Genomic DNA, 25,755 nt, shown 5'->3' with positions numbered 1-25,755 from the left:
ACCCGCTGGCTGCCACCGGAATGGGAGCTGCTTGCTTGCACGTCATATGCCCAGTCTGATAAGGTGTTCACACAATATATAGATCCCCAAGAGAAGCGGACAGCCAACGTGAGCGATACGCCGGAAACCCCTGAAAATCCTGATGAAAACACACCGGAGCGGGCAGTTTACGATGGCCCCAGTGTGTCCATCGAATCCGAGATGCGGACATCGTACCTCGATTATGCGATGTCGGTCATCGTCAGCCGCGCGATCCCGGATCTGCGCGACGGGCTGAAACCCGTGCACCGCCGCATCCTCTATGCGATGCATGAGACGGGGAACAGCCACGATAAATCCTATCGCAAATCTGCGCGTCCCGTCGGCGATGTGATGGGTAAATACCACCCTCACGGCGACAGCGCGATCTACGACGCGCTGGTGCGGATGGCGCAGGATTTCTCAATGTCGCTGCCGCTGCTCGATGGTCAGGGCAACTTCGGCTCCATGGATGGCGATAACCCCGCCGCCATGCGCTATACCGAGGTCCGCATGGACAAGCCTGCGGCCTTTATGCTGGCGGATATTGACAAGGAAACCGTTGATTTCCAAGACAACTACGACGGCAAGGACAAGGAACCCACCGTCCTGCCCGCGCGCTTCCCGAACATGCTGGTCAATGGCGCTGGCGGTATCGCCGTCGGTATGGCCACCAATATCCCGCCGCATAACCTTGGCGAGGTCATCGACGCGACTCTGGCGCTGATCGAAGACCCCGATCTTACGTCTGAGCAGTTGATCGAATACGTGCCTGGCCCGGACTTTCCGACCGGCGCTCTGATGCTGGGTCGTTCTGGCGCGCGCAAGGCTTACCTGGAGGGGCGTGGCAGCGTCATCATCCGGGCAAAGACCCGCGTCGAGGAGATTAGGAAAGACCGCTACGCCATTGTTGTGGATGAGATTCCCTATCAGGTGAACAAAGCCTCCATGATCGAGAAGATCGCCGAGCAAGTGCGTGAAAAGCGTATCGAAGGCGTCGCTCACGTGCAGGATGAATCCGACCGCAACGGCGTGCGTGTGGTGGTCGAGCTGAAACGGGACGCCACCGCCGAGGTGGTGCTGAACCAGCTCTATCGCTTTACACCGATGCAGACCTCCTTTGGCTGCAACATGCTGGCGCTGAACGGCGGTCGCCCCGAGCAATTGACGCTGCGCAAATTCCTTACGTCTTTCATAGACTTCCGCGAGGATGTTGTTGCGCGCCGCACGGCCTATCTGCTGCGCAGGGCGCGCGAGCGGAGCCATATCCTCTGCGGTTTGGCGGTGGCTGTGTCCAATGTGGATGAGGTGGTTGCCACCATCCGTTCCTCCGCCGATGCCGCCGAGGCCCGCCACAAGCTGATGACCCGTCGCTGGCCCGCCGCCGAAATTGCTGGCTACATCCGCCTGATCGACGATCCGACCCATACGATGAATGACGACGGGACCTACAACCTGTCCGAGGCCCAGGCGCGCGCGATCCTGGAGTTGCGGTTGCAACGGTTGACCCAACTGGGTGTCAAAGAGGTCACGGACGAGCTTGAAGAACTCGCTGCAAAGATCAAGGAATACTTGGAGATCCTGTCTTCGCGCGAACGGATCATGGCCATCATCGCAGAGGAGCTCAGCGAGGTAAAAGAGAACTTCGCTGTCCCCCGTCGCACCGAAATCGTCGACTGGTCGGGCGACATGGAGGACGAGGATCTGATCGAGCGCGAGGACATGGTGGTGACCGTGACCTCTGGCGGCTATATCAAACGGACTCCGCTGGCTGATTTCCGGGCGCAAAAGCGTGGCGGCAAGGGCCTCTCTGGCATGCAGACCAAGGAAGAAGACGTGGTGACAACGCTGTTTGTGGCCAATACCCATACGCAGCTCTTGTTCTTCACCACAGACGGCATGGTCTACAAGCTCAAGACCTGGCGCCTGCCGCAGGGTGGACGGACCTCCAAGGGCAAGGCGATCGTCAATATCCTGCCGATCCCAACCGGGGTATCCATCGCGGCGATCATGCCTGTCGACCGCGCCGAGGAAGAGTGGAACGATCTGCAAATCATGTTTGCGACATCTGCTGGAACTGTGCGCCGTAACCGTTTGTCAGACTTCACAAATGTGATGCGTAACGGCAAGATCGCGATGAAGTTCGACGACGAGAACGCCGACACCAAACTGATCAATGCGCGCATCTGTTCCGAAGAGGACGACATCATGCTGGTGACCAACACCGGCCGCGCGATCCGCTTCCCCACCACCGAAGTGCGGGTGTTCAATTCGCGCAACTCGGTCGGCGTGCGTGGGATCAAGCTCGGCGACGAGGATGAGGTCGTTTCCATGTCGGTGATCCGCCACAGCAAATACACGCCCGAACAGCGCACCACCTATCTGAAAATGCGCCGCGCCATGGCTGGGCTGACCGACGAAGATGCCTCGGATGAGGATGCGCTGGAGGATCCGAATTTCTCCAACGAGCTCTTTGCCGAAATGTCGGCTGCCGAGAACCTGATCCTGACGATTACATCAGGTGGGTCTGGTAAGCTCTCGTCCAGCCACGATTATCCGGTTCGCGGACGTGGTGGCATGGGTGTCACCGCGATGGATAAGGCGATGCGCGGTGGCGCGCTTGTTGCGTCCTTCCCGGTCGAACTGGATGATCAGATCATGCTCGCCACCTCCAAGGGGCAGTCCATCCGGGTGCCGGTGGATGGCATTTCCTTCCGCTCGCGCTCTGCTGGTGGTGTCAAAATCTTCAACACCGGCAAGGGCGAAGAGGTCGTCTCGGTCGCGTGGATCGCCGATAGTGGTGACGACGAAACCGTGGAAGAATAATCTTTTACACGAGTTATCTAAATTGAAACGCCGCCTTGCAGACCAGGGCGGCGTTTTATTTACGCTTCCCACATCTTTGTCGCCCATCCTGTTCATCGCAGGAGTTATCGAGTTCGGAGGAGCGACAGATGAACCTCTATCATTGCCAGATTGATCTCGCACACGAGGCCAAGGCGCTGGCCTTTGCGAGTGCCGTGGAACAATGGATGGAATATCTCAAGGGGCGGCAAGCGATCAAAGGCTGGCGTTTGCTGCGTCGCAAGCTCAACCTCGCCAGCGACTCCTGCAAGGATTTCCTGTTGGAAATCCAGTTCGATAACCTGACTCAGCTCGACCAAGCCTTTCGCATTCTGGGCGAACATGACGAGGAGGTCGAGCGGCTCTATGCCAACGTACGTGCGCTGATCGCCCGGGCGGATTTCGGTCTTTACCGACCGTTCCCAGATCCTGAGCGCGCCGAACGAATGGCGTTGATCTAGCGACCCTATTCAATAAAGAGCCCGGGTAAAACACCCGGGCTTCTGTGTTTCGAATATCGCTACGTTCGCCTTACAAACCATAGATATCAGAGAATTTTCTCTCCAGATATCCCATCAGCGGTGCGTGGTCAGGCTGTTGACCAGAAGCATGCTGGATCGTCGCGCGAGGGGCGCGAAGGCTACCAAACTGCTGAAGATTGTCACGCAGCCAGCCAGTCGCAAAGCTGGTATCACCGGCAGCAAGCTGCGCGTCCAGCTCAGGAACATCACGGCGCAGGGTCTCAAACAGGCAGCCCGCGTAGACATTGCCAAGCGCGTAGGTCGGGAAGTACCCAAACAAGCCAACCGACCAATGCACATCCTGCAAACAGCCGTTTGAGGGCTTGTCCACAGCATAGCCAAAATCTGCCAGGAAGCGATCATTCCAGGCGGCTTCCAGGTCTTGAACCTCCAGATCGCCTTGCATCAAGGCACGTTCCAGATCGAAGCGCAGCATGATGTGCAGATTATACTGCAATTCATCCGCCTCGGTCCGAATGTAGCCGTTTTGCACCCGGTTCACCGCAGCATAGAAGGCTTCAGCCGAAGAAATCCCAATATCGCCAAAGAGATCGGTCATCTCCTTAAACAGCCAACCGGTAAAGGCACGGCTGCGGCCAAGCTGGTTCTCATAGATCCGACTCTGGCTTTCATGCACCCCCATCGACACACCACGCCCCAGCGCGGTCAGAAGATAGGCCCGATCAATATTCTGCTCATAGGCGGCGTGGCCGACCTCGTGAATGGTCGAATAGATGCAGTTAAACGGATCCTCGGCACTGGTGCGGGTGGTGATCCGCACATCGAGACCGCTGCCGGAGCTAAAGGGATGCACTGCCTTATCGACCCGGCCGTGCTGCATGTCGTAGCCAAAGACCTTTGCGATCTTGCGGGCCAGCTTCATCTGGGCGGCCTCGTCAAACTGACCGCTCACGCCCTTTGGTGTCGCTTTCTCCAGAACACGCGCACGCAAATCCACCAGACCTGGACGCATCGCGTCAAAGATTTTCGCGATATCTTCGGAGGTTGTGCCCTGTTCGTAATCCGCGACCATCGCGTCATAGAGGTTGCCACCCGCGGCCAGGGCGTGGCCTTCTTCGCGCTTCAACACCACGACCTCTGCCAGAACCGGCAGGAAGGCGGCAACATCCTCGTCCGCGCGGGCCTGGGCCCATTTGCCTTGTGCCTCGGAGGTGACCCGCGCGATGCGGCTGGCCAGCGCGCCGGGCACCTTGACCGCACGGTCATAGCTGCGACGAATCTCGCGCAGTTGCGCGGCGCCGGCCTCGTCCGGGGCCTCGGCGCTGTTCAGCCAGTCCTTGATGCGCGGATCAGAGCGGCGGGCGTGCAAGACACCTTCGAGCGCGGCCATTTCCTCGCCACGTTGCGGCGCCGCGCCGCGTGGCATCATCGTTTCCTGATCCCAACCCAAACGCCCGGAGATTTGACCCAGCGCCTGGGTTTCACGTTCAAACGCAATCAGTTCGTCAAAAGAGTTCATGTGATTTAATGCCCTTTGATAGAGGTTGTCCGGGGATAGGCCGCCAAGAAACGGGCGCGCAGGATCAATACCCAGACAACCACGGCCGTCACCTGGTGCACAATGGCGATTTCAACCGGCGCTGCGGTCAGAACGGTCACAATGCCGATCGCCACCTGGAGGCTGAGCACCGCGATGACAGCGTTAAAGGCAAAGCGGGTCGCCGCATGGGCGCTGCGCCGTCCGCGCAGCCAGACGACAATGGCAAAGACATAGAGGAGATAGCCGCTGACACGGTGAATAAACTGCACCAAGGCTGGATTTTCAAAGAAATTTTTCCAAATTGGCTCGATCATGAAGGGCTTGGGCGGCAGGATTTGCCCGGCCATCAGCGGCCAGTCGGTATACGATCGGCCCGCGTCGATCCCGGCAACCAATGCACCGAGCAGGATTTGCAGGAAGGCAAAATGCAGCAGTCCGGTGCTGAGGCCAAAGAGCTTGGCCTCTTTCAGGCGGCGCGCCTGCATCAGATCGCGCTCTTCCCGGCCCAGCATGAACATGAACCATGCCAGGTAACCCAAGATAACAAAAGCAAGTCCCAGATGGGTCGCGAGCCGGTAGGAGGCCACGGAGGTCATGCCTTCGCCCTGCGTCACCCCAGAGGACACCATCCACCAACCGATCGCGCCTTGCGCCGCACCAAGCACACCGGGCAACAACAGCCGTCCCGCCCATCCGGCTGGGATATTGCGCGTCACCAGGAAGCCGAGATAGCCAAGCGCCCAGACAAGGCCGATCACGCGGCCCAATTGGCGGTGGCCCCACTCCCACCAATAGATCTGTTTAAAGTCAGACAGTTCCATCCATTTGTTCAACAGATGGTACTGGTCGATCTGTTGGTATTTCTCGAACTCTGCTTGCCAGGCCGCCTCAGTCATGGGCGGCAAGGCACCGGTCACCGGACGCCATTCGGTGATCGAGAGGCCCGAGTCCGTCAGCCGCGTCAGCCCGCCCACGGCGATCATTGCCACGACCATCGTGAACATCACGGCCAGCCAGATGCGGATCGCCTTACGCGCACCGCCACGCCCGCGATCAATGCCACCCGGCGTTGGGCTGGCGTTCTGTTTGGTGTCCGAGGAAACTTCCTCAAAAATCGTGCGATTGCTCATCTTGGCCTCACATCTTCATCTGGCGGGACGCTAGGATTTCGGGAGCGAAAGGTCCAGCAGGAGTTAGTCCTTACCGTGGTTCTTCCAACGGACCATCTGTCGCATCACCCCATGCAGCATCTGCACATCGGCCCGGGTCAGCGGCATGCGGCTCCAGAGGTTGCGAAATACGGTTTTCATGCCCGGCGCCTTTTCGGGCGGGAAAAAATAGCCGGCCTCGCTCAGCCGGTCCTCGTAATGGGTGACCAGCGCCTCGATTTCCTGGTTGGTCGCCCAGTCGGATTTACCGATCTCATAGGTTTCATCCGCGACGCTGTCTTGTTGGCGACGCCATTCATAGGCAGTCAGCAGCACACATTGCGCAAGGTTCAGCGAGGCGAACTCCGGGTTCACCGGAACGGTGATGATGGCATTGGCCTTGGCGATATCGTCGTTTTCCAGACCGGCGCGCTCTGGGCCGAACAGGACCGCAACTTTCTCTCCTTTGCCAAGGAGTTCTGCGGCTTTCTTCATCGCGCCTTCGGGGCTGAATACCGGTTTGGTCAGCTCGCGCGGCCGGGCGGTGGTGGCAAAGACATAGGTGCAATCGGCCAGCGCCTCCGGCAGGTCCTGCGCCAGCTGCGCCTCGTCCAGCAGACGCCCGGCCCCCGAGGCCATGGCGACGGATTTGGGGTTCGGCCAACCATCGCGCGGCGCCACAAGGCGCATCCGGTCAAGGCCAAAGTTCCACATGGCCCGGGCGGCCCCGCCGATGTTCTCGCCCATCTGCGGGCGCACGAGCACAAAGTGAGGTTGGGGGCGGTCAGTGGGCATCAGGCATACTCCGGGAAAATCGCATCTGCCTTACTGTCTGTGCCGCGATGGGGCAAGCCTTGCGGCGGTGGAAAGTCGGCCAATCTCCTCCGTGATCCTTGCGTTATGCGCGATTTCGGGTAAATACCCGCCAATCATGCCAACAGGAGCCCTGACAATGGACAGCGCAGAGCAGACACCGGAGCAGCCGCAGATTTACCTCGTCACGCCGCCGAGCTTTGAGCTGGGACAATTCCCCGGCCAGCTGGCCCGCGTTCTGGACGAGATTGAAATCGCCTGCGTGCGCCTGGATCTGGTGAGCCGCGACGAGGATACCCTCAGCCGCGCCGCTGACGCGCTGCGCGAGGTGACCCATGCGCGCGACATCGCGCTGGTAATCTCTGACCATCAAATCCTGGCGGAGCGTCTGGGGCTGGATGGCGTCCACCTGTCGGATTCCTCAAAATCCGTGCGCACCGCGCGCAAGGCGCTGGGGCCGGATGCGATTGTCGGGTGTTTCTGTGGTGCCTCACGTCACGAAGGCATCACCGCAGGCGAGGCCGGCGCGGATTACGTCTGTTTCGGCCCCGTGGGGGCCTCCGGGCTGGGCGATGGCGCCAAGGCCGAGCTGGAGCTGTTCCAGTGGTGGTCGGAAATGATCGAAGTTCCGATCGTTGCCGAGGGTGGCCTGACCAGCGACGTGATCCGTGAGGTTACCCCCTATACCGATTTCTTTGCCCTGGGCGAAGAGATCTGGCGCGAGGAAGATCCCGTCGCGGCGCTGAAAAAGCTCCAGGCCGCGATGGGCTGACGCCCGTCCCTGCCTACCAGAAGACGCGCTCCACAAACCAATAGGCGCCAATTGCGGCGATGGTCGCCGAAGCCGGGATCGCCACGCGACCCCGGTATTTTGGATGTTTGCCGAACCAGAATCCGACCAGCGCATAGGCGATGGCGATCACCGTCAGCTGTCCCAGCTCCACCCCGACGTTAAAGCCCAGCAAGGCGGGCAGCAGCTGCGCCGAAGGGATGCCAAACTCGCCGAGCACCGAGGCAAAGCCCAATCCGTGCAAAAGCCCAAAGCAGAAGATGATGATCGGCCGCCAGGGATGCAGCCGCCGCACAAAGATATTCTCAAGCGCCACAACCGTGATCGAGGCCGCGATCAGCGGCTCGACAATGGCCGGGCTCACCCGCACCACGCCGGTGGTCGCCATGGCCAGTGTGATCGTATGCGCCAGGGTGAAGGCGCTCCCCTGCCACAACAGCGGCTTCAGGCGGGAGCTGAAGAAAAACAGCCCCAGCACGAAAAGGATATGATCCAGACCTTTGGGCAGGATGTGCTCAAAACCGACGGGGATATAATCCACAAAGGCTTGGCGCGCAGTCATCTGCGCGCCGCCCCGGATCGGAACCTCGGGGGAGCTCTCACCGCTCAGCAAATAGCCGGTATAGGGCTGCGCAACATCATGTTGGCGCAGAACCATACCGCCGGAGCGATCCGGCCAGTGAAAGGTCAGGTGTTGTGCACCGGCGGGCAGGTCCGCCGCAACAAGCAGGGTGCTGGCCCGGGGCAGCTCCATATCGCCAACCGGCGGGATCTCCAGCTCCTCCAACCGCAGCACCAAGGGCGTGGCGGCCTCGATCCTCAGCTTCGGCAGCCAGGTCTCGGCAAAGGCGATGGCATGGGGGCGCAGGTCAGACGGCGACAGCGCGCGCAAGCCCTGATAGGCCTCGACCTCTTCGGCGGTATCCGTGTTCACCACCGCATCGAGATCCATACCTGCGGCAAATGCCTCTAGGTTCAGACGAATTCCCATGGCAAGCTGGCCGTCAATAACGCGAAAATCAATGACCGTCGGGGACAGCTCATGCGCGCGCAGCGGGGACTGGGTTCCGACCAGCAAACAGAGCGCTACAAAAACCTGAAGCAGCGCCCGTAACGGACCAGAAACAAGGCAACGACTGCGTATGAAACCTCTCCGCTCCGGGCTTGGCCTGTTGTTGATCACCTCTGCGTCCTCCGCTCTGGCGCATGAATTCTGGCTGGATGCCGCGCCTTATTCTTTTGCTGCTGATAGCTATGTGGCAGCGGATCTGCGCAATGGGCAACAGTTTTCCGGCATCACGCTGCCCTATCTTCCCAAGACCACCGCCCGGTTTGACTACAGCCTGAACGGTGATGTCTCGTCCTATGAGGGCCGCATAGGGGATTTCCCCGCCTTTCACAGCGAAGGGTTTTCCCCCGGGCTGCTGGTCATCGTGCATGAAACCACGCCAAGCACGATCACCTATACGGATTGGGAAAAGTTTCGCCACTTTGCCGAGGATAAAGGCAGCCCCGAAGTCCTGGATACGCATCAGGGCAACAGCTGGCCGGAGCAAGATTTTACCGAGAGCTACAGCCGCCATGTGAAGTCTCTGATCGCCATCGGGGACGGGAGTGGCGCGGATCATGCCTTTGGGCTGAAAACCGAATTTATCGCAGTCACAAACCCTTACGCCCCTGAATTTACTCATGACATGCAGGTGGAACTGCGGCTGGACAACCAGCCCTTGCCGCGCGCCACCGTGACCCTGTTTGAAAAGGACGCAGAGGCGGTGGTCACGACCGAAAAAATGCAAACCGATGATCTGGGGCAACTGACCTTTCAGGTCCATCCCGGACACAGCTACCTGCTGGATGCGGTCAGTTTTGCGCCTGCCCCCACAGGCTCCGATGCGCTTTGGCAGACCTATTGGGCCGCGCTTACGTTTGCGGTATCGGAATAGGCTTGCGGCAGACCGCGAAAGGCGGCAAGAGATCAGCATGACTGATACCGCTGAAGCTTCCCCCCCTGATATTCTCTGCGTCGGTTCTGTCCTTTGGGACATTATCGGGCGCAGCACCTCCGAGATGCAGCGTGGCTCTGATATGCCGGGGCGGATCACCCGCCTGCCCGGCGGCGTCGCCATGAACATCGCCATGACGCTGGCGCGTTTTGGCATGAGGCCCGCCGTGCTCAGCGCCATTGGCCGCGACCCGGAGGGTGATGAACTGGTGACCGCCTGTGGCCATCTCGGGCTGATCACCGATTATCTCTACCGTTCCGAGGATCTGCCTACGGATCGGTACATGGCGGTTGAGGGCGCCAATGGGTTGATTGCGGCGATTGCCGACGCCCATTCGCTGGAAGCCGCCGGAGACAAGATCCTGCGCCCGCTGATTGATGGCCCCTTGGGCACCAGCGCGGCGCCCTTTGTCGGCCCCATCGCCCTGGATGGCAATCTCAAGCTGGCGCTGCTGGATGAGATTGCGGTCCACCCTGCCTTTGATGGAGCGGACCTGCGCGTTGCACCGGCCTCGCCGGGCAAGGCGGAGCGGCTTCGCCCCTTCCTGAACCACGCCAGAGGCACGCTCTATGTGAACCTCGAAGAGGCAGGTCTGCTCTGTCAGGACAGCTTCACCGACAGCGCAGTCGCGGCCCAAGCGTTGCTGTCGCGCGGTGCGGCGCGGGTGCTGGTCACCGACGGCGGCAAATCCGCCACCGAAGCCGACGCGCAAGACAGCCGCACCCAGGTGCCGCCCCGGGTCACCGTGGCCCGCGTCACCGGTGCAGGCGACACATTCATGGCGGCCCATATCGCCGCAGAGGCCCGTGGCGAGACGCGCGATAGCGCCCTCGCCTCCGCCCTGCGCGCGGCCGCAACCTACGTATCTGGAGAACCACCCCTGTGATCGACATTACCTATTCCGCCGAAGTCGAAACCGCCCGTGCCAAGGGCCTGCCGATTGTCGCACTGGAAAGCACCATCATCACCCATGGCATGCCCTACCCGCAAAACGTCGAAGTGGCTGCCCAGGTCGAGGATGACATCCGTGCCGCCGGCGCCGTGCCTGCCACCATGGCGGTGATCAAGGGCGTGCTGCATGTCGGCCTGGAGGCGGACACTCTGCAATCGCTCGGTCAGGCCGAGGGCGTGGCCAAACTGTCGCGCGCGGATTTTGCCGCTTCGCTGGCAACTGGCGGCACCGGTGCCACCACGGTTGCGGCCACGATGATCGCCGCGCGGCTTGCGGGCATCTCCGTCTTTGCCACCGGCGGCATCGGCGGCGTGCACAAAGGGGCTGAACAGAGCTTTGATATCTCCGCCGACCTGATGGAGCTGGCCCAGACTCCGGTGACCGTGGTTGCCGCGGGCGCCAAGGCCATTCTGGACGTTCCCAAAACGCTGGAAGTTCTGGAAACCCAAGGGGTTCCGGTGATCGCCTATGGTCAGGACAGCTTTCCCGCTTTCTGGTCGGCAACCTCTGATCTGGCCGCACCCCTGCGCATGGACAGTGCGGCCCAGATCGCCCGGGCGCATGTGCTGCGCGCTGCGATGGGCCTGCCCGGTGGCCAGTTGGTGGCAAATCCGATCCCGGCAGAAGAACAAATCCCAGCCGAAGATCTCGCCCCAATCATTGCACAAGCGCAAAGCGAGGCGGATGCACAAGGCGTCGCAGGCAAAGAGGTCACCCCCTTCCTGCTGCAACGGATTTTTGAGCTCACCGAGGGGCGCTCGCTGGTGGCAAATATCGCATTGGTGCGCAATAACGCGCGGCTGGCGGCTGAGATCGCCAAAGAATTGACCGCGCTGTAAAATATTCTCCGGGTGCTGCGCGCAAAGCCATTGTGGCGGGGCGGTGCAGCACCTAACTTGCAAGCAACCCAATCAGACTGCCGAATATGAACACACCCTTCGACGATCCTCTTCCACGCCGCCCCGGCCTTTTTGGCCGGTTGCGGTCCTCGTTTCTGACCGGCATCGTCGTCATTGCACCGGTGGGGCTGACGATCTGGCTGCTGTGGTCGGTCATGGGCTGGGTCGATGGCGTTGTGCTGCCGCTGGTGCCCAGCACATTCCAGCCGGAGCAATATATCGGCATCAACCTGCGTGGCGTCGGGCTGATCATCTTTCTGCTGTTCACCATCGTGGTGGGCTGGGTCGCTAAGGGGATTATCGGGCGCTCGCTCATTGGCTATGGCGAGAACCTGGTGAACCGCATGCCGGTTGTGCGCTCGATCTATTCCGGGATCAAACAGATCTCTGAAACGGTCTTTGCGCAATCGGAGCGCAGTTTTGAAACCGCCTGTCTGGTGCAATATCCCCGTCGTGGCATCTGGGCGATCGGTTTTATCTCGACCGTGGCAAAGGGCGAAATTCTCAATCGCGCCGAAACCAGTGGCAAGCTGATCAGCGTCTTTGTACCGACCACGCCAAACCCGACCTCGGGCTTCCTTCTCTACTTTCCCGAAGAAGACGTGGTCGAGCTCGACATGAGCGTCGAGGATGCCGCCAAGCTGGTGATCTCCGCCGGTCTGGTCTACCCCAACGGCAAGACGCCAATCGACGTGGCAGAGGCGGTCGAGCAGGATTGAGCCGAGCCTGAGGCGCTGCCTGCCTCAGCCAAACATCTCTTCCAAATCAACGGTTTGCCGAACATTGATGCTATCAAAATGCTGGCCGAGGAAGCCCTCGGCAGCACGTCGTCCGGCCTCCTTCAGCGTATAGAGGATCTGCGGAATCGGGATCATCTTTGTGGTCGCCGACAGCTGGGTCATCAAGGCGTCATCGGCGACCATATGCACGAGCACCCGTTTCATCCGGCCCTGTTCCATCGTGCCATCCGCCAGCAGCCGCTGCACAAATGAAATCGCCCGCAGCTCGCGCAGCAAGGACGAGTTGAAACTGATTTCATTCACCCGGTTCTGGATATCATGTGCGGTCTTGGGCACCTCATCGCGCACCAGCGGGTTGATATTCACCACCACCACATCATCCGGCAGATCATCGCGGAACAAGGGAAACAGCGCCGGGTTGCCGGTATAGCCGCCGTCCCAGTAGGCCTCGGTGCTGCCAGTCTGCGGATTTTCGATCTCGATCGCCTGGAACAGATCCGGCAAACAGGCCGAGGCCAAAATCGCGTCAGTCGAAACGTCTGGTCCTGAAAACACCCTCACTTTGCCCGTTTGCACAGAGGTTGCACAAATATAGAGGTCAGGACCGCCATTCGCGCAAACCGCATCAAAGTCAAACTCCTCCACCACCGGGCGCAATGGGTTTCGGTAAAAGGGACCATAGGAATAGGGCGAGATTGCCTGGTTGAGGGCTTCCAGCGGGGAAAAAGGCGCTGCGAGTTTGAGCGTATTCAACAGCGGCGCCGCGTCGAGCCCAGCCATCCAGCTTGCCATGCGCAGATCCCCAACCGCGCCCATCCGCGCCCAGAGCTGATCCAGCGCCGCCTTTGCGCCTGCGCGCCCATCCCGCACCATCCCGGCCTTGAACGCCGCGCCATTCAGCGCCCCGGCGGAGGTACCGGTGATCGCGGCGATCTCCAGCCGCTGCTCTTCCAGCAGGCGATCCAATACACCCCAGGTAAAGGCCCCATGAGCGCCGCCCCCCTGAAGCGCCAGATTGATACGTTTTACCATCATCTTGTGCCCTTTTGACGGTCTCGCGATCACCCTCACCGGATGACCGCGATGCAATAACGGATCAGAGTGCGGTCCAGCCACCATCCACGCTGATGGTTGTTCCGGTGATCTGCTGCGCGGCGTCCGAGCAGAGGAAATTCACCGTGCCGCCAAGCTGTTCAACGGTTGCGAACTCGCGCGAGGGCTGGCGCTCCAGCATCACTTTCTTGATCACCTCTTCGCGCCCCATGTTATATTTCTCCATGGTATCGGGGATTTGGGCCTCGACCAGCGGTGTCAGAACATAGCCGGGGCAGATCGCATTACAGGTGATCGGCTCCTCGGCGGTTTCCAGCGCGACGGTTTTGGTCATGCCGACGATGCCATGTTTGGCCGCAACATAGGCGGATTTATAGGGCGAGGCCGTCAGCCCATGCGCCGAGGCGATATTCACCACCCTGCCCCAGCCAGCCGCACGCATCTTGGGCAGCGCCGCCGCCGTTGTATGGAAAGCCGAGGACAGGTTGATCGCGATGATCGCATTCCATTTGTCCTCGGGAAATTCGTCAATCGGCGCCACATGCTGAATGCCGGCGTTATTCACCAGGATATCGCAGGTCCCGGCCTTCTCAATCAGGGCGCGGCATTCCTCGCCCTTTGACATATCGGCCTGAATGTAGCGCGCCTCAACGCCGAATTCCTCGGCAATCCCTGCCGCCAGCGCGTGATCTTCCTCACGGTCAGTAAAGGAGTTCAGAACCACATTGACACCGGCGCGCGCCAGCTCCCGGGCGATGCCCAGGCCAATGCCGGAATTGGAGCCGGTGATGACAGCGGTTTTACCTGTAACAGACATGATCTTTCCCCTCGAAATATCGGATCGCTTCTCTGCGCAGCTTTACATGCTGCACATGCGAAATAAACGTCCAATTGATGGGAAAGATCCGCTGCGCAGTTCAGGACGGCGTTCGCCCGGCTGAAACTGGCCGATCACTGATCGCACTGTCATAAGGGCGAAAAAAAACGCTGGCACAAGGCCAGCGTTCAGTTATTGAGGCAGGTTTCATACAGGCAAGAAACCTATCGAGCAGTGACTCCGTTATAAGCAATTTCCGGCCTTGGTCCAAGCTAAAAGTTTGAATTGCCTTTGCCCCCTGCAATACGTCATGACTTATGAAAATAAGGGCAGCGCAGGATTGTTCACCAAATGAGACCAATATTTTTCTCTCGCCTTCGGGCCGCCGCCAGTGGAATCGCCCTCTTGGCCAGCGCCTGTATCGCTTCGGCAGAATCAGCCCATGGCATTGCAATGTATGGCAAACCGGCCCTGCCTGCGGGCTTCACCGCGCTGCCCTATGTAAACCCGGACGCGCCCAAGGGCGGCGAGGTTGTGTTTGGCAATCTTGGCAGTTTTGACTCGCTCAATCCCTTTACCTCGAAAGGCAACCCGCCCTGGCAAATGCGCTTCTGGGGCTATGAGAGCCTGATGGGCCGGTCTTATGACGAGCCGTTCTCGCTCTATGGTCTGCTGGCCGAATCGGTTGAGACCCCGCCAGATCGCTCCTGGGTGGAATTCACCCTGCGCGAGGAGGCCCGGTTTTCCGATGGCAGCCCTGTCACCGTCGAGGATGTCATCTGGTCTTACGAGACCCTCGGCACCGAGGGCAACCTGCGGTATCGCGGGTTTTGGGCCAAGATCGACAGTATAGAACAGACCGGCCCCCGCAGCCTGCGCCTCACCTTCAATACCGAAGACCGCGAACTTGCGCTGATCGCCGGGCTGCGTCCGATCCTGAAGAAACAACAATGGGACGGCATATCCTTCGCCGATGCGCCGCCCGATATGGTGCCGATCGGCAGCGCCCCCTATGTGGTGAAGGATTTCGAACTCGGCCGCTCTGTCACCTTCGCCCGCAACCCCGAGTATTGGGGGGCGAATTTGCCACTGCGCCGGGGCACCAACAATTTTGACACCATCAAGCTGGAGTTCTTTGGGGATCAGACTGTGCTGTTCGAAGCCTTCAAGGTCGGCGCCCTATCCGCCGTGCGGGAATTCAACGCTGCCAAGTGGGATACCGATTACGACTTTGCACGCGTGCAAGATGGCGCGGTGATCAAGACCGAAATTCCAAATCAGAAACCCTCTGGCATGACCGGGCTGGTGATGAACACCCGTCGTGCACCTCTGGATGACTGGCGGGTGCGCCAGGCGTTGATTGATGCTTTCAACTTTGAATTTATCAATGACACGCTGACTGGCGGGCGCCTGCCGCGTATTACCTCTTATTTCTCCAATTCCTATCTTTCCATGCAGGACGGTCCGGCATCCGGGCGGGTGGCGGAGCTGCTCGCCCCCTTCGCCGACACGGTCCCGCCGGGCACCATTGATGGCTATGCCCTGCCCGTCAGCGATGGCAGCGAGCGCAATCGCGCCAACCTGCGCGAGGCTCGCAAACTGCTGCAAGAGGCCGGCTGGACCATTCAGGACGGCGTTCTGAAAAACGCCGATGGCGAGGCGCTGGTGCTCAAGGTTCTGCTGCAACATGGCAACCTGGGAGAGGAGGAGATGCAAAAGGCGGTCGATATCTATGCAACCGCATTGGAACGTCTGGGCATTACCCTCACCACCGACCTGGTGGACAGCGCCCAATATGTCGAGCGGCAAAACGACTATGACTTTGACCTGACCTTCTTCCGCCGCGCATTGTCGCTGAGCCCGGGCAACGAGCAAATGCTCTATTGGGGCAGCGAAGGCGCCGATGCGCCGGGGTCGCGCAACCTGATGGGGATGAGAAGCCCCGCCGCCGAGGCGATGATCCAGCACATGCTGACCACCGACTCCTCGGATGAGTTCATCGCCGCCACCCGCGCGCTGGACCGGATCCTGACCGCCGGGCGGTATGTGATTCCCATCTGGCAATATACCAAGAGCCGCATCGCCCATGACGCGGATATGCGCTTTCCGCTGCGCATCCCGATCTACGGCGACGGCTATTATTACATGCCTGAAGTCTGGTGGGAGGCGGAAGACTAACTCTCGCCGATCGCGCCTGCGCAACCAGCGCCAAGTGGCTGAAAAACATACAGGGCCGGCAGATATTGCCCGTCCTGTTTTGTTTCCTGCTTACCTCACAGGCGGCGATGCATCGGCAAAGGACCGCTCTTTGTTGTAAAACTGTCATCAATCCCTGACAGGCTTTTCATTTCTTGCTATGATGGCTGTCAGACGTTCTGAATATATCCGGATCCACGCGTGGGGAGGACCCGATGACAGACTGGACTGAGTTTGATCTGACGCGAAGCCTGCCGCGTCTTCAGCAGCGTTTCCCAAAGCTGGTGGTGGATAATGCGCTATGCTCCATCAAACAGGGTGATGCCCTCATCGCTCGGGTGGCCTCTGCGCAAGGCATATCCCTGACCGAAGCCCGCGAAGAGATGCGGGATTTTTTGTATCTGGAAAGCCTGCGCGCGGAGCTGACGACCTCCAAGGACCATGCTGCGCTCACCTGATCGCGGGGATTACACCAGCGAGGTAACCCAAAGGATGGTCGCATCTTCCGGGCTGATTGAGATCACATTATGCCCCATGGCACCGTCATAATAGGCGCTGTCTCCACGTCGCATCTCAATGGGTTCGTAGAACTCGGTATAGAGCTTCACCACCCCGGTCAGCACATAGAGAAACTCTTCGCCATCATGGCGCACCCAGCCGTCAAACTCATCCAGCTTGCGTGCGCGCACCTGCGCACGATAGGGCAGCATGTTCTTGCGAGTGAGCCCATCGGCCAGCAGCTCGTGTTCATAGGTGGCCGTCGCATGGGCAGACCCCTCACCGAGCTTGGTCACCGTCATCCGGCCATTGACCTGATCGCGCTGCGGCGGCGTGAACAATTGCGGCACAGAGATCTGCAACCCCACGGCCAGCTTCTTCAGCGCCTCATAGGTCGGCGACATCTGGCCATTTTCGATCTTTGACAGGGTTGAGCGCGCCAGCCCGGCCTGATTGGCCGCATATTCCAGCGTCCAGTCCCGCTGCTTGCGCAGCTCCCGCACCCGTGCCCCCAGATCGAGAGGCTCTGGCTCGCTCTCCTCGCCGTTGGCATGGGCAATGGAAATCAGATTCTTGGGATCACGCTCTATCATGCAAATCCTATAATTGCGCAGCATCGTTCTGGCAACGTCGACTTGCCCAATTCCACCGGGCGGTTTAGGGCTGGCATATGCTGTCGATCTTTGACCAGGGCCGCCCGGCCGCCTGCCCGACCCCGTTCAACCTCGCCGCGCATGTGCTGGGGCGAGCTGACGCGCGAGCCGACCATCCGGCGATTGTCATCGCATCCGCGCATCAGGAAGATGAGGTCTGGACCTATCGACAGATTCAGAATGCAGCGCTGGGGATCGCGACCGGATTGCGCGAGAAAGGCTTCACTCCAGGCGACATCCTGTTGATGCGACTGGGAAATACCATCGACTTCCCGCTCTGTTTCCTGGGCGCAATCGCTGCGGGCCTTGTCCCGGTTCCAACTGCGGCGCAGCTGACCGAACCCGAGGTCGCGCGCATCATGGCCGAGCTCTCGCCCGCCGGCATGCTGCTCGATCCCCGGATCGCACATGTTCCCCATCCGCGCAGCCTGGAGATTGATCAGCTCCGGGCAATGTGGCACCTGCCGCCCGCGCCCTATGACATGGGCGCGCCTGACCGGATGGCCTATCTCATTTATACCTCGGGAACAGGCGGCAGCCCGCGCGCAGTGGCTCATGCCCATCGCGCTATCTGGGCCCGGCAGATGATGATCCGCGACTGGTATGATCTGCACCCCGATGATCGCCTCCTGCACGCTGGCGCCTTCAACTGGACCTTCACCCTCGGCACCGGGATACTTGATCCTCTGACGGTTGGGGCCACCGCCATCATTCCCGCCCAGGATCGCGACATCGCGGATATCCCGCAGATCCTGAAGCAAAGCAGCGCCACGCTCTTTGCTGCTGTGCCAGGCGTTTACAGAAAGATCCTCAAGTCAGAGCAGCTGCCAGATCTGCCCCATCTTCGCCATGGGCTCGCCGCCGGAGAGAAGCTCTCTGGCGAGATCCGCGACCTCTGGCGTCAGCGTATCGGGACAGAGATCTACGAGGCCTTTGGCATGTCGGAATGCTCGACCTTTATCTCCTCCGCGCCGCATCGACCTGCCGATGGCGTCGCCTTGGGCACGCCCCAGCGCGGGCGCAAGCTCGCGATCCTCGCCGAGGACGGCCCGGTCGAGATCGGCCAGGAGGGCGTCATCGCCATCCACCGCGAGGACCCCGGTCTGATGCTCGGCTACCACGGCGCCCCAGAGGCCACCCATGCGCGCTTTCAGGGCGCCTGGTTCGTGACCGGAGATCGTGGCGTCATGTCGGAAAGCGGCCAGATCCGCTATTGTGGGCGCGATGACGACATGATGAATGCGGGCGGCTTTCGGCTGTCTCCGTTGGAGGTTGAAAAAGCCTTTGCAACCTGTGACGGAATAACGGAATTCGCCGTCGCAGAGGTGGAGGTGAAACCAGATGTCCATATCATCGTCGGCTTTTATACCGGTCGAGAAGATGTGACCGAAACCCGCCTGCGGGCCTTTGCAGAGGCCGAGCTGGCCGATTATAAACGCCCCAAAGCCTACATGCGGCTGGCGCACATGCCGAGCAACCCCAACGGAAAGCTCCTGCGCCGCGCGCTGCCCGATCTCTTCAAGGAATGATCCATGTCTGACCCCCTTCCGCTTGTGAAGCTCGATATCCTCTCTGATCCGATTTGCCCCTGGTGCTATATCGGCAAGGCGCTGCTGGATCAGGCGCTCGCGGATGAACCCGACGCGCCCTTTGCCATTGAATGGCATCCGTTTCAGCTCAACCCGGATATGCCCGCCGAGGGCATGGATCGCAGCACCTACCTCTTGAACAAATTTGGCAGTCAAGAGAACGCGGTAAAGCTGCATCTTCAACTAGAAGAACATGCCAGAGCCGCCGGGGTGAGTTTCAATTTTGAGGCCATCACACGCACGCCAAATACGTTGAACGCGCATCGGCTGATCCATTGGGCCGGGTTGGAATCCAGGCAAACCGCCATGGTTGATGCGCTGTTTCATGCCAATTTCGTGGCGGGCAAGGATATCAGCGATGTCACCGTTCTGGCGGATCTGGCGGAACAGGTCGGCATGGATCGTGCGGTTGTCGAAAAGCTGCTCGCAGGCGAGAGCGACGCTGAGGAGATCAAGGCCCGCGATGCGCATTCTCGTGAGATGGGCGTAAATTCAGTGCCGACCTTCATCATCGCCAACCAGCATGTGGTCCCCGGAGCGCAGCCGCCCGAGTTGTGGAAGCAAGTCATTGCCGATATCCGCAGCCAGCTCTCTGCTCAATCGGAGCAGATAAACAGCGATGCATCACAATAGGTTAGACGTCGAAGCGAAGCTGTCAAAAGGGGCTGCGTCGGGTTCTGGTAAATTTGCACAGTTAAATGTGCGCATCCTTAACACCTGAAGCACTTTTCCCGGCCTCCGATCCGTGTTAGCGCCTGTCACGCCAGCGTCGGAACCTGGAACGATGTGCGTTCCCGTTCATGTCGCCGGGAAAGGTATTATTATGATTGAAAATCGAAAAGCCGCTCTCTCGCAGAGCGAATTTATCGCCCTCATTGCGATGATGATTGCCACGGTCGCCTTTTCGATCGACGCAATGCTTCCCGCGCTGCCTGAGATCAGCGCGACGCTGAGTCCCGACAATATCAACCGGGCACAGCTCCTGATCCCGTCCTTTGTCATCGGGATGGGCGTCGGTACGTTTTTCACCGGCCCGCTGTCTGATGCCTTTGGGCGCAAACCGGTGATTTACGCTGGCGTCGGCCTTTATTGTCTTGGCGCGCTCGCCTGTTTCTTTGCGCCCTCGCTGGATACGATCCTGATCTCAAGGGTCTTGATGGGGCTGGGTGCCGCCGCGCCGCGCGTCATGGCGATCGCTATCGTCCGCGACCTCTACGTCGGGCGCAACATGGCGCGTATCATGTCGCTGGTGATGATGGTCTTTATCCTGGTGCCCGCCTTCGCGCCGCTTCTGGGCAGCGGTATCATCGCGCTCTCCAGCTGGCGCGGGATCTTTGCGGCATTCGCAATATTTTCTTTGGCATCAGCCGCTTGGGTGGGTATTCGCCTACCAGAACCGCTGCCGAAAGAGAACCGCCGCCGGTTCAGCCTTCCCAATTTGCTGAGCGCTCTGCGTGAAATGGTGGCCCATCCCACCGTGCGCCTGTCCATTCTGGCGCAGATCTTTTGCACCGCCACGCTGTTCATCACCATCATGATGGTGCAGCCGGTCTATGACAGCGTCTATGACCGCGCCGAGACATTTCCGATCTGGTTCATGGTGGTTGCGCTGATGGCGGGGTCTGCCAGCTTTCTGAACGCCTCCCTTGTGGTGCGCGTGGGCATGCGCCGCATGGTGACCTGGTCGCTCGGGTTTCACATCATCGGCAACGCCACAATGTTTCTGCTCTCCGGGATCGAGTTCTCTGATCCGCTTGGGTTTTACATTTTCGTGGCCTGGCAAACGAGCGTCTTCTTCATGGCCGGCCTTACGCTTGGAAACTTGAACGCCATCGCGATGGAGCCCATGGGCCATATCGCAGGCATGGCAGCCTCTGTGATCGGTGCGATCGCCACTGTTGTCGCCGGTCTTATTGCGGCCCCTGTCGGGTTGCTTTTTGACGGCACCATCCAGCCTCTGGTCATCGGGGTGTTGTGCACCTCGGTCCTGTCTTTCCTGACAATGCTCTGGATGACGCGGGTCGAGAAATCCGTCGCGGTTGTTTAAGACAAGCCCGTAACAGATTGTAAAAAAGCCCCTCTTCGGATCAACGCGAAGAGGGGCTTTTTGTTAGTTCGCCTTTGTGGCTTTCTTTTTCTCCGCGACAACCTTTTCCGCCAGGTCGCGCGCAATGGCAAAGGCGCCCTTGATCTTGTCGCTGTCTTTTCGCCAATCGCGGCGCACGACGATCTTGTTGTCCTTCACCTTGGCCAAACCGTCCTGGGCCTGAATGAACTCCACCAGGCCCTGCGGCGAGGCGAATTTGTCGTTGTGGAATTGGATCGTCGCCCCCTTTGGGCCGCCATCCAGCTTGGCAATTCCCGCCTTCTTGCACATCGCCTTGATCCGAACAACGAGCATCAAAGTGTTGACCTCCTTTGGTAATTTCCCAAATCGGTCGATCATCTCGGCGGCAAAACCCTCCAGCTCCACCTTGCTCGACAAGGACGACAGGCGGCGATAAAGGCCAAGGCGCACATCAAGATCCGGCACATAGGTTTCCGGGATCAGAACCGGAACACCAAGGTTGATTTGCGGTGCCCATTGATCGTCGCCCTCGACCAGCCCCTCGACCTCGCCGGATTTGATTTTGGCGATCGCCTCTTCCAGCATGGATTGATACAGCTCATAGCCCACATCCCGCATCTGGCCGGATTGCTCTTCGCCCAGAAGATTGCCTGCGCCCCTGATATCAAGGTCTTGCGAGGCCAGGGTAAAGCCCGCGCCAAGCGTATCAAGCGAGCCCAGAACCCGCAGACGCTTCTGCGCGGTATCGGTCAAGCGCTGGCGCGGTTTGCTGGTCAGATAGGCATAGGCACGGGTTTTGGATCGCCCCACGCGCCCCCGGATTTGATAGAGCTGCGCCAACCCGAACATATCGGCGCGATGCACCACCATCGTGTTGGCGGTCGGAATATCCAGCCCGGATTCAACGATCGTCGTGGCCAGAAGGATATCGTATTTGCCGTCATAAAAGGCGTTCATGCGGTCATCAAGCTCGCCCGCCGCCATCTGCCCATTGGCCACCACATAGGTGAGCTCGGGCAGCTGCTCCTTCAGGAAGGCCTCGATCTCAGGCAGATCCGAGATCCGAGGCACCACATAGAAGCTCTGCCCGCCGCGATAATGCTCGCGCAGCAAGGCCTCGCGAATGGTCACCGCGTCGAACTCCATCACATAGGTGCGGATCGCCAGACGATCCACCGGCGGCGTGCCAATAATCGAAAGATCCCGTACACCTGTAAGGCTAAGTTGAAGTGTCCGAGGGATCGGCGTCGCGGTCAGCGTCAACACGTGAATATCGGATCTGAGCTGTTTTAGCCGTTCTTTATGCCCGACCCCGAAATGTTGCTCCTCGTCGATGATCAGCAGGCCAAGGTTCTGAAAGCGGATGTTTTTCGCCAGAAGCGCATGGGTGCCGACGACAATATCCACCGTGCCCTTTGCCAGACCTTCACGGGTTGCGCTGGCTTCCTTCGTGGAAACAAAACGCGACAACTGCCTGACTTCCAATGGAAAACCACGGAATCGTTCTTTAAAACCCGCTGCGTGCTGACGTGCCAGCAAGGTTGTCGGCGCCACAATCGCGACCTGAAGACCGGACATCGCGGCAACAAAAGCCGCCCGCATCGCAACCTCGGTCTTGCCAAAACCAACATCGCCGCAAATCAGCCGATCCATCGGTTGGCCGGAATTCAGATCCGCCATCACGTCCTCGATGGCGCGGAGCTGATCGTCCGTCTCCTGATAGGGAAAACGGGCCGAGAATTCCTCCCAGGCGTGCGGCGGCGGGTCGATCATCGGCGCCTTGCGCAACGCGCGCTCGGCAGCGATGCGGATCAGCTTGTCCGCCATTTCGCGAATACGCTCTTTCAGGCGGGCTTTCTTCGCCTGCCAGGCACCGCCGCCCAGCCGATCCAATAGCCCTTCGTCATGGCCATATTTCGACAGCAGTTCGATATTCTCGACCGGCAGATAGAGCTTGGAGGATTCGGCATATTCCAGCAGCAGGCATTCATGCGCCGCGCCGGCCGCCGTGACCACCTCCAGCCCCTGGTAGCGGCCAATGCCATGGTCCACATGCACCACCAGATCACCCGGACTCAGCGCTTGAGCTTCGGTCAGGAAGTTCTCGGCTTTTCTGCGTTTTTTCGGAGTGCGGATGAGCCGGTCGCCAAGCACATCCTGTTCAGAGATCACGGTGATATCCGGCGTTTCAAATCCGTGCTCCAGCGCCCAGACCGCCAGATGCAGACCGGATTTTCCGATCCGCCTGCCATCTTTGATCGGGATCGCCTCCGCAAGGCCCTCATCCTCGATCAAACCGCTCAGGCGCTCTCGCGCGCCCTCGGAATAGGAGGCGACAACCACCGGACCCTGCTGTAACCGCTCTTTAACATGGCTCGCCAAGGCGCCAAAAAGGCTGATATTTTCCTGCTGCCGCTCAGGCGCGAAATTGCGCCCGACGCGCCCGCCTGCATCCACCACGCCGGGGCCGGATGCCTGCGGCAAGGGGTGGAACTGCACGCTGCGATGTGGGCTGACCTTCGCCTCCCAATCCGCATCGTTGAGATAAAGCAGCTGTGGCGGGGCCGGTTTATAGACCGTGTCCATCCGCCCCTTGCTCTCCATCGCGATTTTGCGGGTTTCATATTGATCGACGATGCTTTCCCACCGCGTGTCGCGCGCGGGCGTTAGTTGATCATCCTGCGTGATGGTCGCGCCAGGCAGATAGTCAAACAGGGTTTCCAGGTGCTCGTGGAAGAAGGGCAGCCAATGCTCCATCCCCTGCTGTTTGCGACCTGCGCTGACCGCCTCGTAGAGCGGATCATCATTGCCGGCAGCGCCGAACTCGATCCGGTAGTTCTGCCGAAAACGGGTGATGGCGGCATCGTCCAGGATCACCTCCGACACCGGCGCCAGCTCGACCAGTTCCAGTTTTTCCGTGGTACGCTGGGTGGCCGGATCAAACCGGCGCGCGCCGTCCAGCGTATCGCCGAACAGATCCAGGCGCACCGGGCCGCTCTCGCCCGGCGGGAAGATATCAATGATGCCGCCCCGAATGGCGTAGTCGCCCGGCTCCATCACCGTGGGACTTTGGGAAAAACCCATACGAACCAGGAACTTGCGCAAGCCATCTTCGTTAATCCGGGAACCGACCCGGGCGGAGAAGGCCGCCTCCTTCAGGACCTCGCGCGCCGGGACGCGCTGCATGGCCGAATTCAGTGTGGTCAACAGGATAAACTGTCGGGGCATGCCATGCACCAGTGCCGCCAGCGTCGCCATCCGCGCGGCAGAGATATCCGCATTCGGCGACACCCGATCATAGGGCAGACAATCCCAGCCGGGAAAGACCACAACCGGCATCTCCGGCGCAAAGAAACGCAAGGCGGCCCGCATCGCCTCCATGCGCTTGTCATCGCGGGCGATATGCAACACCGGCGCATCGCTGCGGCTGACCTCACGCAGAACGAGCTGCGCATCAAAACCTTCGGGGGCCCCCCCCATAACAATGGATTGTTGGGTCATTGTATTTCCCTTGTGCGCTGCGCCCTGGCTTACCTGAGCACGCCGATGACAAGATTCTGATAGGTGCCCCAAATGCCGGTGATAAATATCGACACGATACCGATCAGCTGAACAGTGAGCCGCAGCCGCGTCAGCCGTTGGCGCAACGCCGCATCATCATGCGGCACTGCCCGGATCACCCGCGCCGCCTGGAGATTGATGAGGCCAACCACATTCATGGGCAGCAACATCAACACCACCGCCTGCGCGAACTCGACGCCGTAAACAAAGCCGAGCAACAGCAAGACCGTGTTGAGGAAGAACATGAACGCAACAATGAGTCCGCCCATCGCATCAAAGACATAGGTGATCCGGTTCACCTTGATTCGAACCGCGTCCCGCAGATCCTCTGCCGCCTGTCCGCCACTCCGTGCCGCGCGCGGCACCATGTCATAGGGCACCCCAAGCACCCGATGGCTTGCAGTGGACCACAGCACGGCAAGCCCGATCCAGTACCACAGGTTAGAAAAAGACCGCAGGTCGATCATTTCGATGATAACGTCTAGCAAATCCAACTCAGGTCCGTTCCAACAGTTAATCCCGGCGCAGCGCAGCAGGCCGCTTGTCGCCCTGTATCCAACTCTGCGCCCGCTGATACAAGGGCTGCTGCGGCAGAAATCCACAGGCACGGCCCTTGTGAAACACCGCACTTCCATGCCACCCATAGGCACCGGAATAGCACAAGAGATCGAGATGCCCCCAATCATTGCCCCGTTTCCCGCCGCCCGTCCCCGTCGCCTGCGCGCCAACGCCGCACTGCGCAACCTGACCCGGGAACATGAGCTTTCGGTCAACGATCTGATCTGGCCGGTCTTTGTGCGCGATGGCGAGGGCATCGAGGAGCCAGTGCCCTCCATGCCCGGCGTTGTTCGGCGTTCCGTTGACAAGGTGATCGAGGCCGCGATCGAGGCGCATGCGCTCGGCATTCCCGCGATCTGCCTGTTTCCCTATACTGATCCCGCCCTCAAGACCGAGGACTGCGCCGAGGCCTGGAATCCTGACAACCTCTGCAATCGCGCCATTCGCGGCATCAAAGCAGCGGTGCCCGAGCTCGCAATCATGACCGATGTGGCGCTCGATCCCTACAATATCAATGGCCACGATGGCTTTGT

General features: G+C 59.9%; 21 protein-coding genes and 1 pseudogene. 13 read left to right on the top strand and 9 right to left on the bottom strand.

Features of this window, described 5'->3' with window-relative positions:
* Positions 1 to 108: 108 nt before the first annotated feature.
* Positions 109 to 2,844, top strand: coding sequence for a DNA gyrase subunit A (gene gyrA / locus HCZ87_RS02280; protein WP_368484070.1), 2,736 nt, complete (start codon positions 109 to 111; stop codon positions 2,842 to 2,844).
* A gap of 128 nt (positions 2,845 to 2,972) precedes the next feature.
* Positions 2,973 to 3,323: a DUF6614 family protein gene (locus tag HCZ87_RS02275; protein ID WP_167642150.1), complete on the top strand. Its 351-nt coding sequence runs from the start codon at positions 2,973 to 2,975 to the stop codon at positions 3,321 to 3,323.
* A gap of 70 nt (positions 3,324 to 3,393) precedes the next feature.
* On the opposite strand, the gene HCZ87_RS02270 is transcribed toward HCZ87_RS02275, so the two are convergent.
* The 3 genes from HCZ87_RS02270 to HCZ87_RS02260 form a co-directional block, all read right to left on the bottom strand.
* Complete coding sequence (locus HCZ87_RS02270; RefSeq protein ID WP_167642149.1) at positions 3,394 to 4,863, bottom strand: carboxypeptidase M32; 1,470 nt, start codon at positions 4,861 to 4,863, stop codon at positions 3,394 to 3,396.
* 5 nt (positions 4,864 to 4,868) lie between these two features.
* Positions 4,869 to 6,014 carry a heme A synthase gene (ctaA, locus tag HCZ87_RS02265; RefSeq protein ID WP_167642148.1) on the bottom strand — a complete coding sequence of 382 codons (1,146 nt, stop codon included), beginning with the start codon at positions 6,012 to 6,014 and terminating at the stop codon, positions 4,869 to 4,871.
* Between the two features lie 63 nt (positions 6,015 to 6,077).
* The gene (locus tag HCZ87_RS02260; protein ID WP_167642147.1) at positions 6,078 to 6,827 is read right to left on the bottom strand and encodes an RNA methyltransferase; all 750 of its coding nucleotides are present in this window, start codon (positions 6,825 to 6,827) and stop codon (positions 6,078 to 6,080) included.
* A gap of 157 nt (positions 6,828 to 6,984) precedes the next feature.
* Here HCZ87_RS02260 and HCZ87_RS02255 point away from each other — a divergent pair, with 157 nt between their 5' ends.
* Positions 6,985 to 7,617, top strand: a complete 633-nt coding sequence (locus HCZ87_RS02255) for a thiamine phosphate synthase (protein WP_167642146.1) — start codon at positions 6,985 to 6,987, stop codon at positions 7,615 to 7,617.
* A gap of 13 nt (positions 7,618 to 7,630) precedes the next feature.
* Here HCZ87_RS02255 and HCZ87_RS02250 read toward each other — a convergent pair whose 3' ends face one another.
* Positions 7,631 to 8,713: a HupE/UreJ family protein gene (locus tag HCZ87_RS02250; protein WP_254868495.1), complete on the bottom strand. Its 1,083-nt coding sequence runs from the start codon at positions 8,711 to 8,713 to the stop codon at positions 7,631 to 7,633.
* A gap of 64 nt (positions 8,714 to 8,777) precedes the next feature.
* On the opposite strand from HCZ87_RS02250, the gene HCZ87_RS02245 reads away from it, so the two are divergent.
* The 4 genes from HCZ87_RS02245 to HCZ87_RS02230 all read left to right on the top strand — a co-directional run bounded on the left by HCZ87_RS02245 (position 8,778) and on the right by HCZ87_RS02230 (position 12,208).
* Positions 8,778 to 9,578 carry a DUF4198 domain-containing protein gene (locus HCZ87_RS02245; RefSeq protein WP_167642145.1) on the top strand — a complete coding sequence of 267 codons (801 nt, stop codon included), beginning with the start codon at positions 8,778 to 8,780 and terminating at the stop codon, positions 9,576 to 9,578.
* A 37-nt stretch (positions 9,579 to 9,615) separates the two neighbouring features.
* Complete coding sequence (locus tag HCZ87_RS02240) at positions 9,616 to 10,524, top strand: PfkB family carbohydrate kinase (protein ID WP_167642144.1); 909 nt, start codon at positions 9,616 to 9,618, stop codon at positions 10,522 to 10,524.
* Positions 10,521 to 11,429: a pseudouridine-5'-phosphate glycosidase gene (locus HCZ87_RS02235; RefSeq protein ID WP_167642143.1), complete on the top strand. Its 909-nt coding sequence runs from the start codon at positions 10,521 to 10,523 to the stop codon at positions 11,427 to 11,429. The genes HCZ87_RS02240 and HCZ87_RS02235 overlap by 4 nt, the downstream gene beginning before the upstream one ends.
* Positions 11,430 to 11,515: 86 nt before the next feature.
* The gene (locus tag HCZ87_RS02230; protein ID WP_167642142.1) at positions 11,516 to 12,208 is read left to right on the top strand and encodes a DUF502 domain-containing protein; all 693 of its coding nucleotides are present in this window, start codon (positions 11,516 to 11,518) and stop codon (positions 12,206 to 12,208) included.
* A 24-nt stretch (positions 12,209 to 12,232) separates the two neighbouring features.
* Here HCZ87_RS02230 and HCZ87_RS02225 read toward each other — a convergent pair whose 3' ends face one another.
* Together HCZ87_RS02225 and HCZ87_RS02220 are read right to left on the bottom strand one after the other, a co-directional pair.
* Entirely contained in the window at positions 12,233 to 13,261 is a 1,029-nt protein-coding gene (locus HCZ87_RS02225) for a patatin-like phospholipase family protein (protein WP_167642196.1), read from the bottom strand.
* 64 nt (positions 13,262 to 13,325) lie between these two features.
* Positions 13,326 to 14,099, bottom strand: coding sequence for a 3-hydroxybutyrate dehydrogenase (locus HCZ87_RS02220; protein WP_167642141.1), 774 nt, complete (start codon positions 14,097 to 14,099; stop codon positions 13,326 to 13,328).
* Between the two features lie 351 nt (positions 14,100 to 14,450).
* Between HCZ87_RS02220 and HCZ87_RS02215 the strand changes: the two genes are divergently transcribed.
* Together HCZ87_RS02215 and HCZ87_RS02210 are read left to right on the top strand one after the other, a co-directional pair.
* Positions 14,451 to 16,277 (top strand): extracellular solute-binding protein, encoded by a 1,827-nt coding sequence (locus HCZ87_RS02215; protein ID WP_167642140.1) that lies wholly within the window; start codon positions 14,451 to 14,453, stop codon positions 16,275 to 16,277.
* A gap of 233 nt (positions 16,278 to 16,510) precedes the next feature.
* Positions 16,511 to 16,753, top strand: coding sequence for a hypothetical protein (locus tag HCZ87_RS02210; protein ID WP_167642139.1), 243 nt, complete (start codon positions 16,511 to 16,513; stop codon positions 16,751 to 16,753).
* Positions 16,754 to 16,762: 9 nt separating this feature from the next.
* Here HCZ87_RS02210 and HCZ87_RS02205 read toward each other — a convergent pair whose 3' ends face one another.
* Complete coding sequence (locus HCZ87_RS02205; RefSeq protein WP_167642138.1) at positions 16,763 to 17,386, bottom strand: helix-turn-helix domain-containing protein; 624 nt, start codon at positions 17,384 to 17,386, stop codon at positions 16,763 to 16,765.
* A gap of 77 nt (positions 17,387 to 17,463) precedes the next feature.
* Here HCZ87_RS02205 and HCZ87_RS02200 point away from each other — a divergent pair, with 77 nt between their 5' ends.
* The 3 genes from HCZ87_RS02200 (at position 17,464) to HCZ87_RS02190 (ending at position 21,082) form a co-directional block, all read left to right on the top strand.
* On the top strand, positions 17,464 to 18,975 hold the full coding sequence (locus HCZ87_RS02200) for a class I adenylate-forming enzyme family protein (RefSeq protein ID WP_167642137.1): 1,512 nt from the start codon (positions 17,464 to 17,466) through the stop codon (positions 18,973 to 18,975).
* Between the two features lie 3 nt (positions 18,976 to 18,978).
* Positions 18,979 to 19,668, top strand: coding sequence for a DsbA family oxidoreductase (locus tag HCZ87_RS02195; RefSeq protein WP_167642136.1), 690 nt, complete (start codon positions 18,979 to 18,981; stop codon positions 19,666 to 19,668).
* A gap of 190 nt (positions 19,669 to 19,858) precedes the next feature.
* Positions 19,859 to 21,082, top strand: a complete 1,224-nt coding sequence (locus tag HCZ87_RS02190; RefSeq protein ID WP_167642135.1) for a multidrug effflux MFS transporter — start codon at positions 19,859 to 19,861, stop codon at positions 21,080 to 21,082.
* 63 nt (positions 21,083 to 21,145) lie between these two features.
* Here HCZ87_RS02190 and mfd read toward each other — a convergent pair whose 3' ends face one another.
* Together mfd and HCZ87_RS02180 are read right to left on the bottom strand one after the other, a co-directional pair.
* Complete coding sequence (mfd, locus tag HCZ87_RS02185) at positions 21,146 to 24,604, bottom strand: transcription-repair coupling factor (protein ID WP_167642134.1); 3,459 nt, start codon at positions 24,602 to 24,604, stop codon at positions 21,146 to 21,148.
* A gap of 29 nt (positions 24,605 to 24,633) precedes the next feature.
* Positions 24,634 to 25,158 carry a component of SufBCD complex gene (locus HCZ87_RS02180; RefSeq protein WP_167642133.1) on the bottom strand — a complete coding sequence of 175 codons (525 nt, stop codon included), beginning with the start codon at positions 25,156 to 25,158 and terminating at the stop codon, positions 24,634 to 24,636.
* A 178-nt stretch (positions 25,159 to 25,336) separates the two neighbouring features.
* On the opposite strand from HCZ87_RS02180, the pseudogene HCZ87_RS02175 reads away from it, so the two are divergent.
* Positions 25,337 to 25,755, top strand: a pseudogene (locus HCZ87_RS02175) (porphobilinogen synthase); the annotation flags it as partial.

It is taken from the genome of Phaeobacter sp. HF9A (assembly GCF_011806385.1).
Lineage (GTDB): Bacteria > Pseudomonadota > Alphaproteobacteria > Rhodobacterales > Rhodobacteraceae > Epibacterium.
The sequence above is the reverse complement of the archived record's forward strand: the minus strand, read 5'-3'. Positions and strand labels throughout refer to the sequence as shown.

Bases quoted from the DNA above. Each gene is read 5' to 3' on its own strand.
- HCZ87_RS02200 (WP_167642137.1), top strand. From the start codon at position 17,464: ATGCTGTCGATCTTTGACCAGGGCCGCCCGGCCGCCTGCCCGACCCCG.
- mfd (WP_167642134.1), bottom strand. From the start codon at position 24,604: ATGACCCAACAATCCATTGTTATGGGGGGGGCCCCCGAAGGTTTTGAT.
- HCZ87_RS02205 (WP_167642138.1), bottom strand. From the start codon at position 17,386: ATGATAGAGCGTGATCCCAAGAATCTGATTTCCATTGCCCATGCCAAC.
- HCZ87_RS02225 (WP_167642196.1), bottom strand. From the start codon at position 13,261: ATGGTAAAACGTATCAATCTGGCGCTTCAGGGGGGCGGCGCTCATGGG.
- HCZ87_RS02275 (WP_167642150.1), top strand. From the start codon at position 2,973: ATGAACCTCTATCATTGCCAGATTGATCTCGCACACGAGGCCAAGGCG.
- HCZ87_RS02245 (WP_167642145.1), top strand. From the start codon at position 8,778: ATGAAACCTCTCCGCTCCGGGCTTGGCCTGTTGTTGATCACCTCTGCG.
- HCZ87_RS02240 (WP_167642144.1), top strand. From the start codon at position 9,616: ATGACTGATACCGCTGAAGCTTCCCCCCCTGATATTCTCTGCGTCGGT.
- HCZ87_RS02215 (WP_167642140.1), top strand. From the start codon at position 14,451: ATGAGACCAATATTTTTCTCTCGCCTTCGGGCCGCCGCCAGTGGAATC.
- HCZ87_RS02195 (WP_167642136.1), top strand. From the start codon at position 18,979: ATGTCTGACCCCCTTCCGCTTGTGAAGCTCGATATCCTCTCTGATCCG.
- HCZ87_RS02220 (WP_167642141.1), bottom strand. From the start codon at position 14,099: ATGTCTGTTACAGGTAAAACCGCTGTCATCACCGGCTCCAATTCCGGC.
- HCZ87_RS02210 (WP_167642139.1), top strand. From the start codon at position 16,511: ATGACAGACTGGACTGAGTTTGATCTGACGCGAAGCCTGCCGCGTCTT.
- HCZ87_RS02230 (WP_167642142.1), top strand. From the start codon at position 11,516: ATGAACACACCCTTCGACGATCCTCTTCCACGCCGCCCCGGCCTTTTT.
- HCZ87_RS02270 (WP_167642149.1), bottom strand. From the start codon at position 4,863: ATGAACTCTTTTGACGAACTGATTGCGTTTGAACGTGAAACCCAGGCG.
- ctaA (WP_167642148.1), bottom strand. From the start codon at position 6,014: ATGAGCAATCGCACGATTTTTGAGGAAGTTTCCTCGGACACCAAACAG.
- HCZ87_RS02260 (WP_167642147.1), bottom strand. From the start codon at position 6,827: ATGCCCACTGACCGCCCCCAACCTCACTTTGTGCTCGTGCGCCCGCAG.
- HCZ87_RS02255 (WP_167642146.1), top strand. From the start codon at position 6,985: ATGGACAGCGCAGAGCAGACACCGGAGCAGCCGCAGATTTACCTCGTC.
- HCZ87_RS02190 (WP_167642135.1), top strand. From the start codon at position 19,859: ATGATTGAAAATCGAAAAGCCGCTCTCTCGCAGAGCGAATTTATCGCC.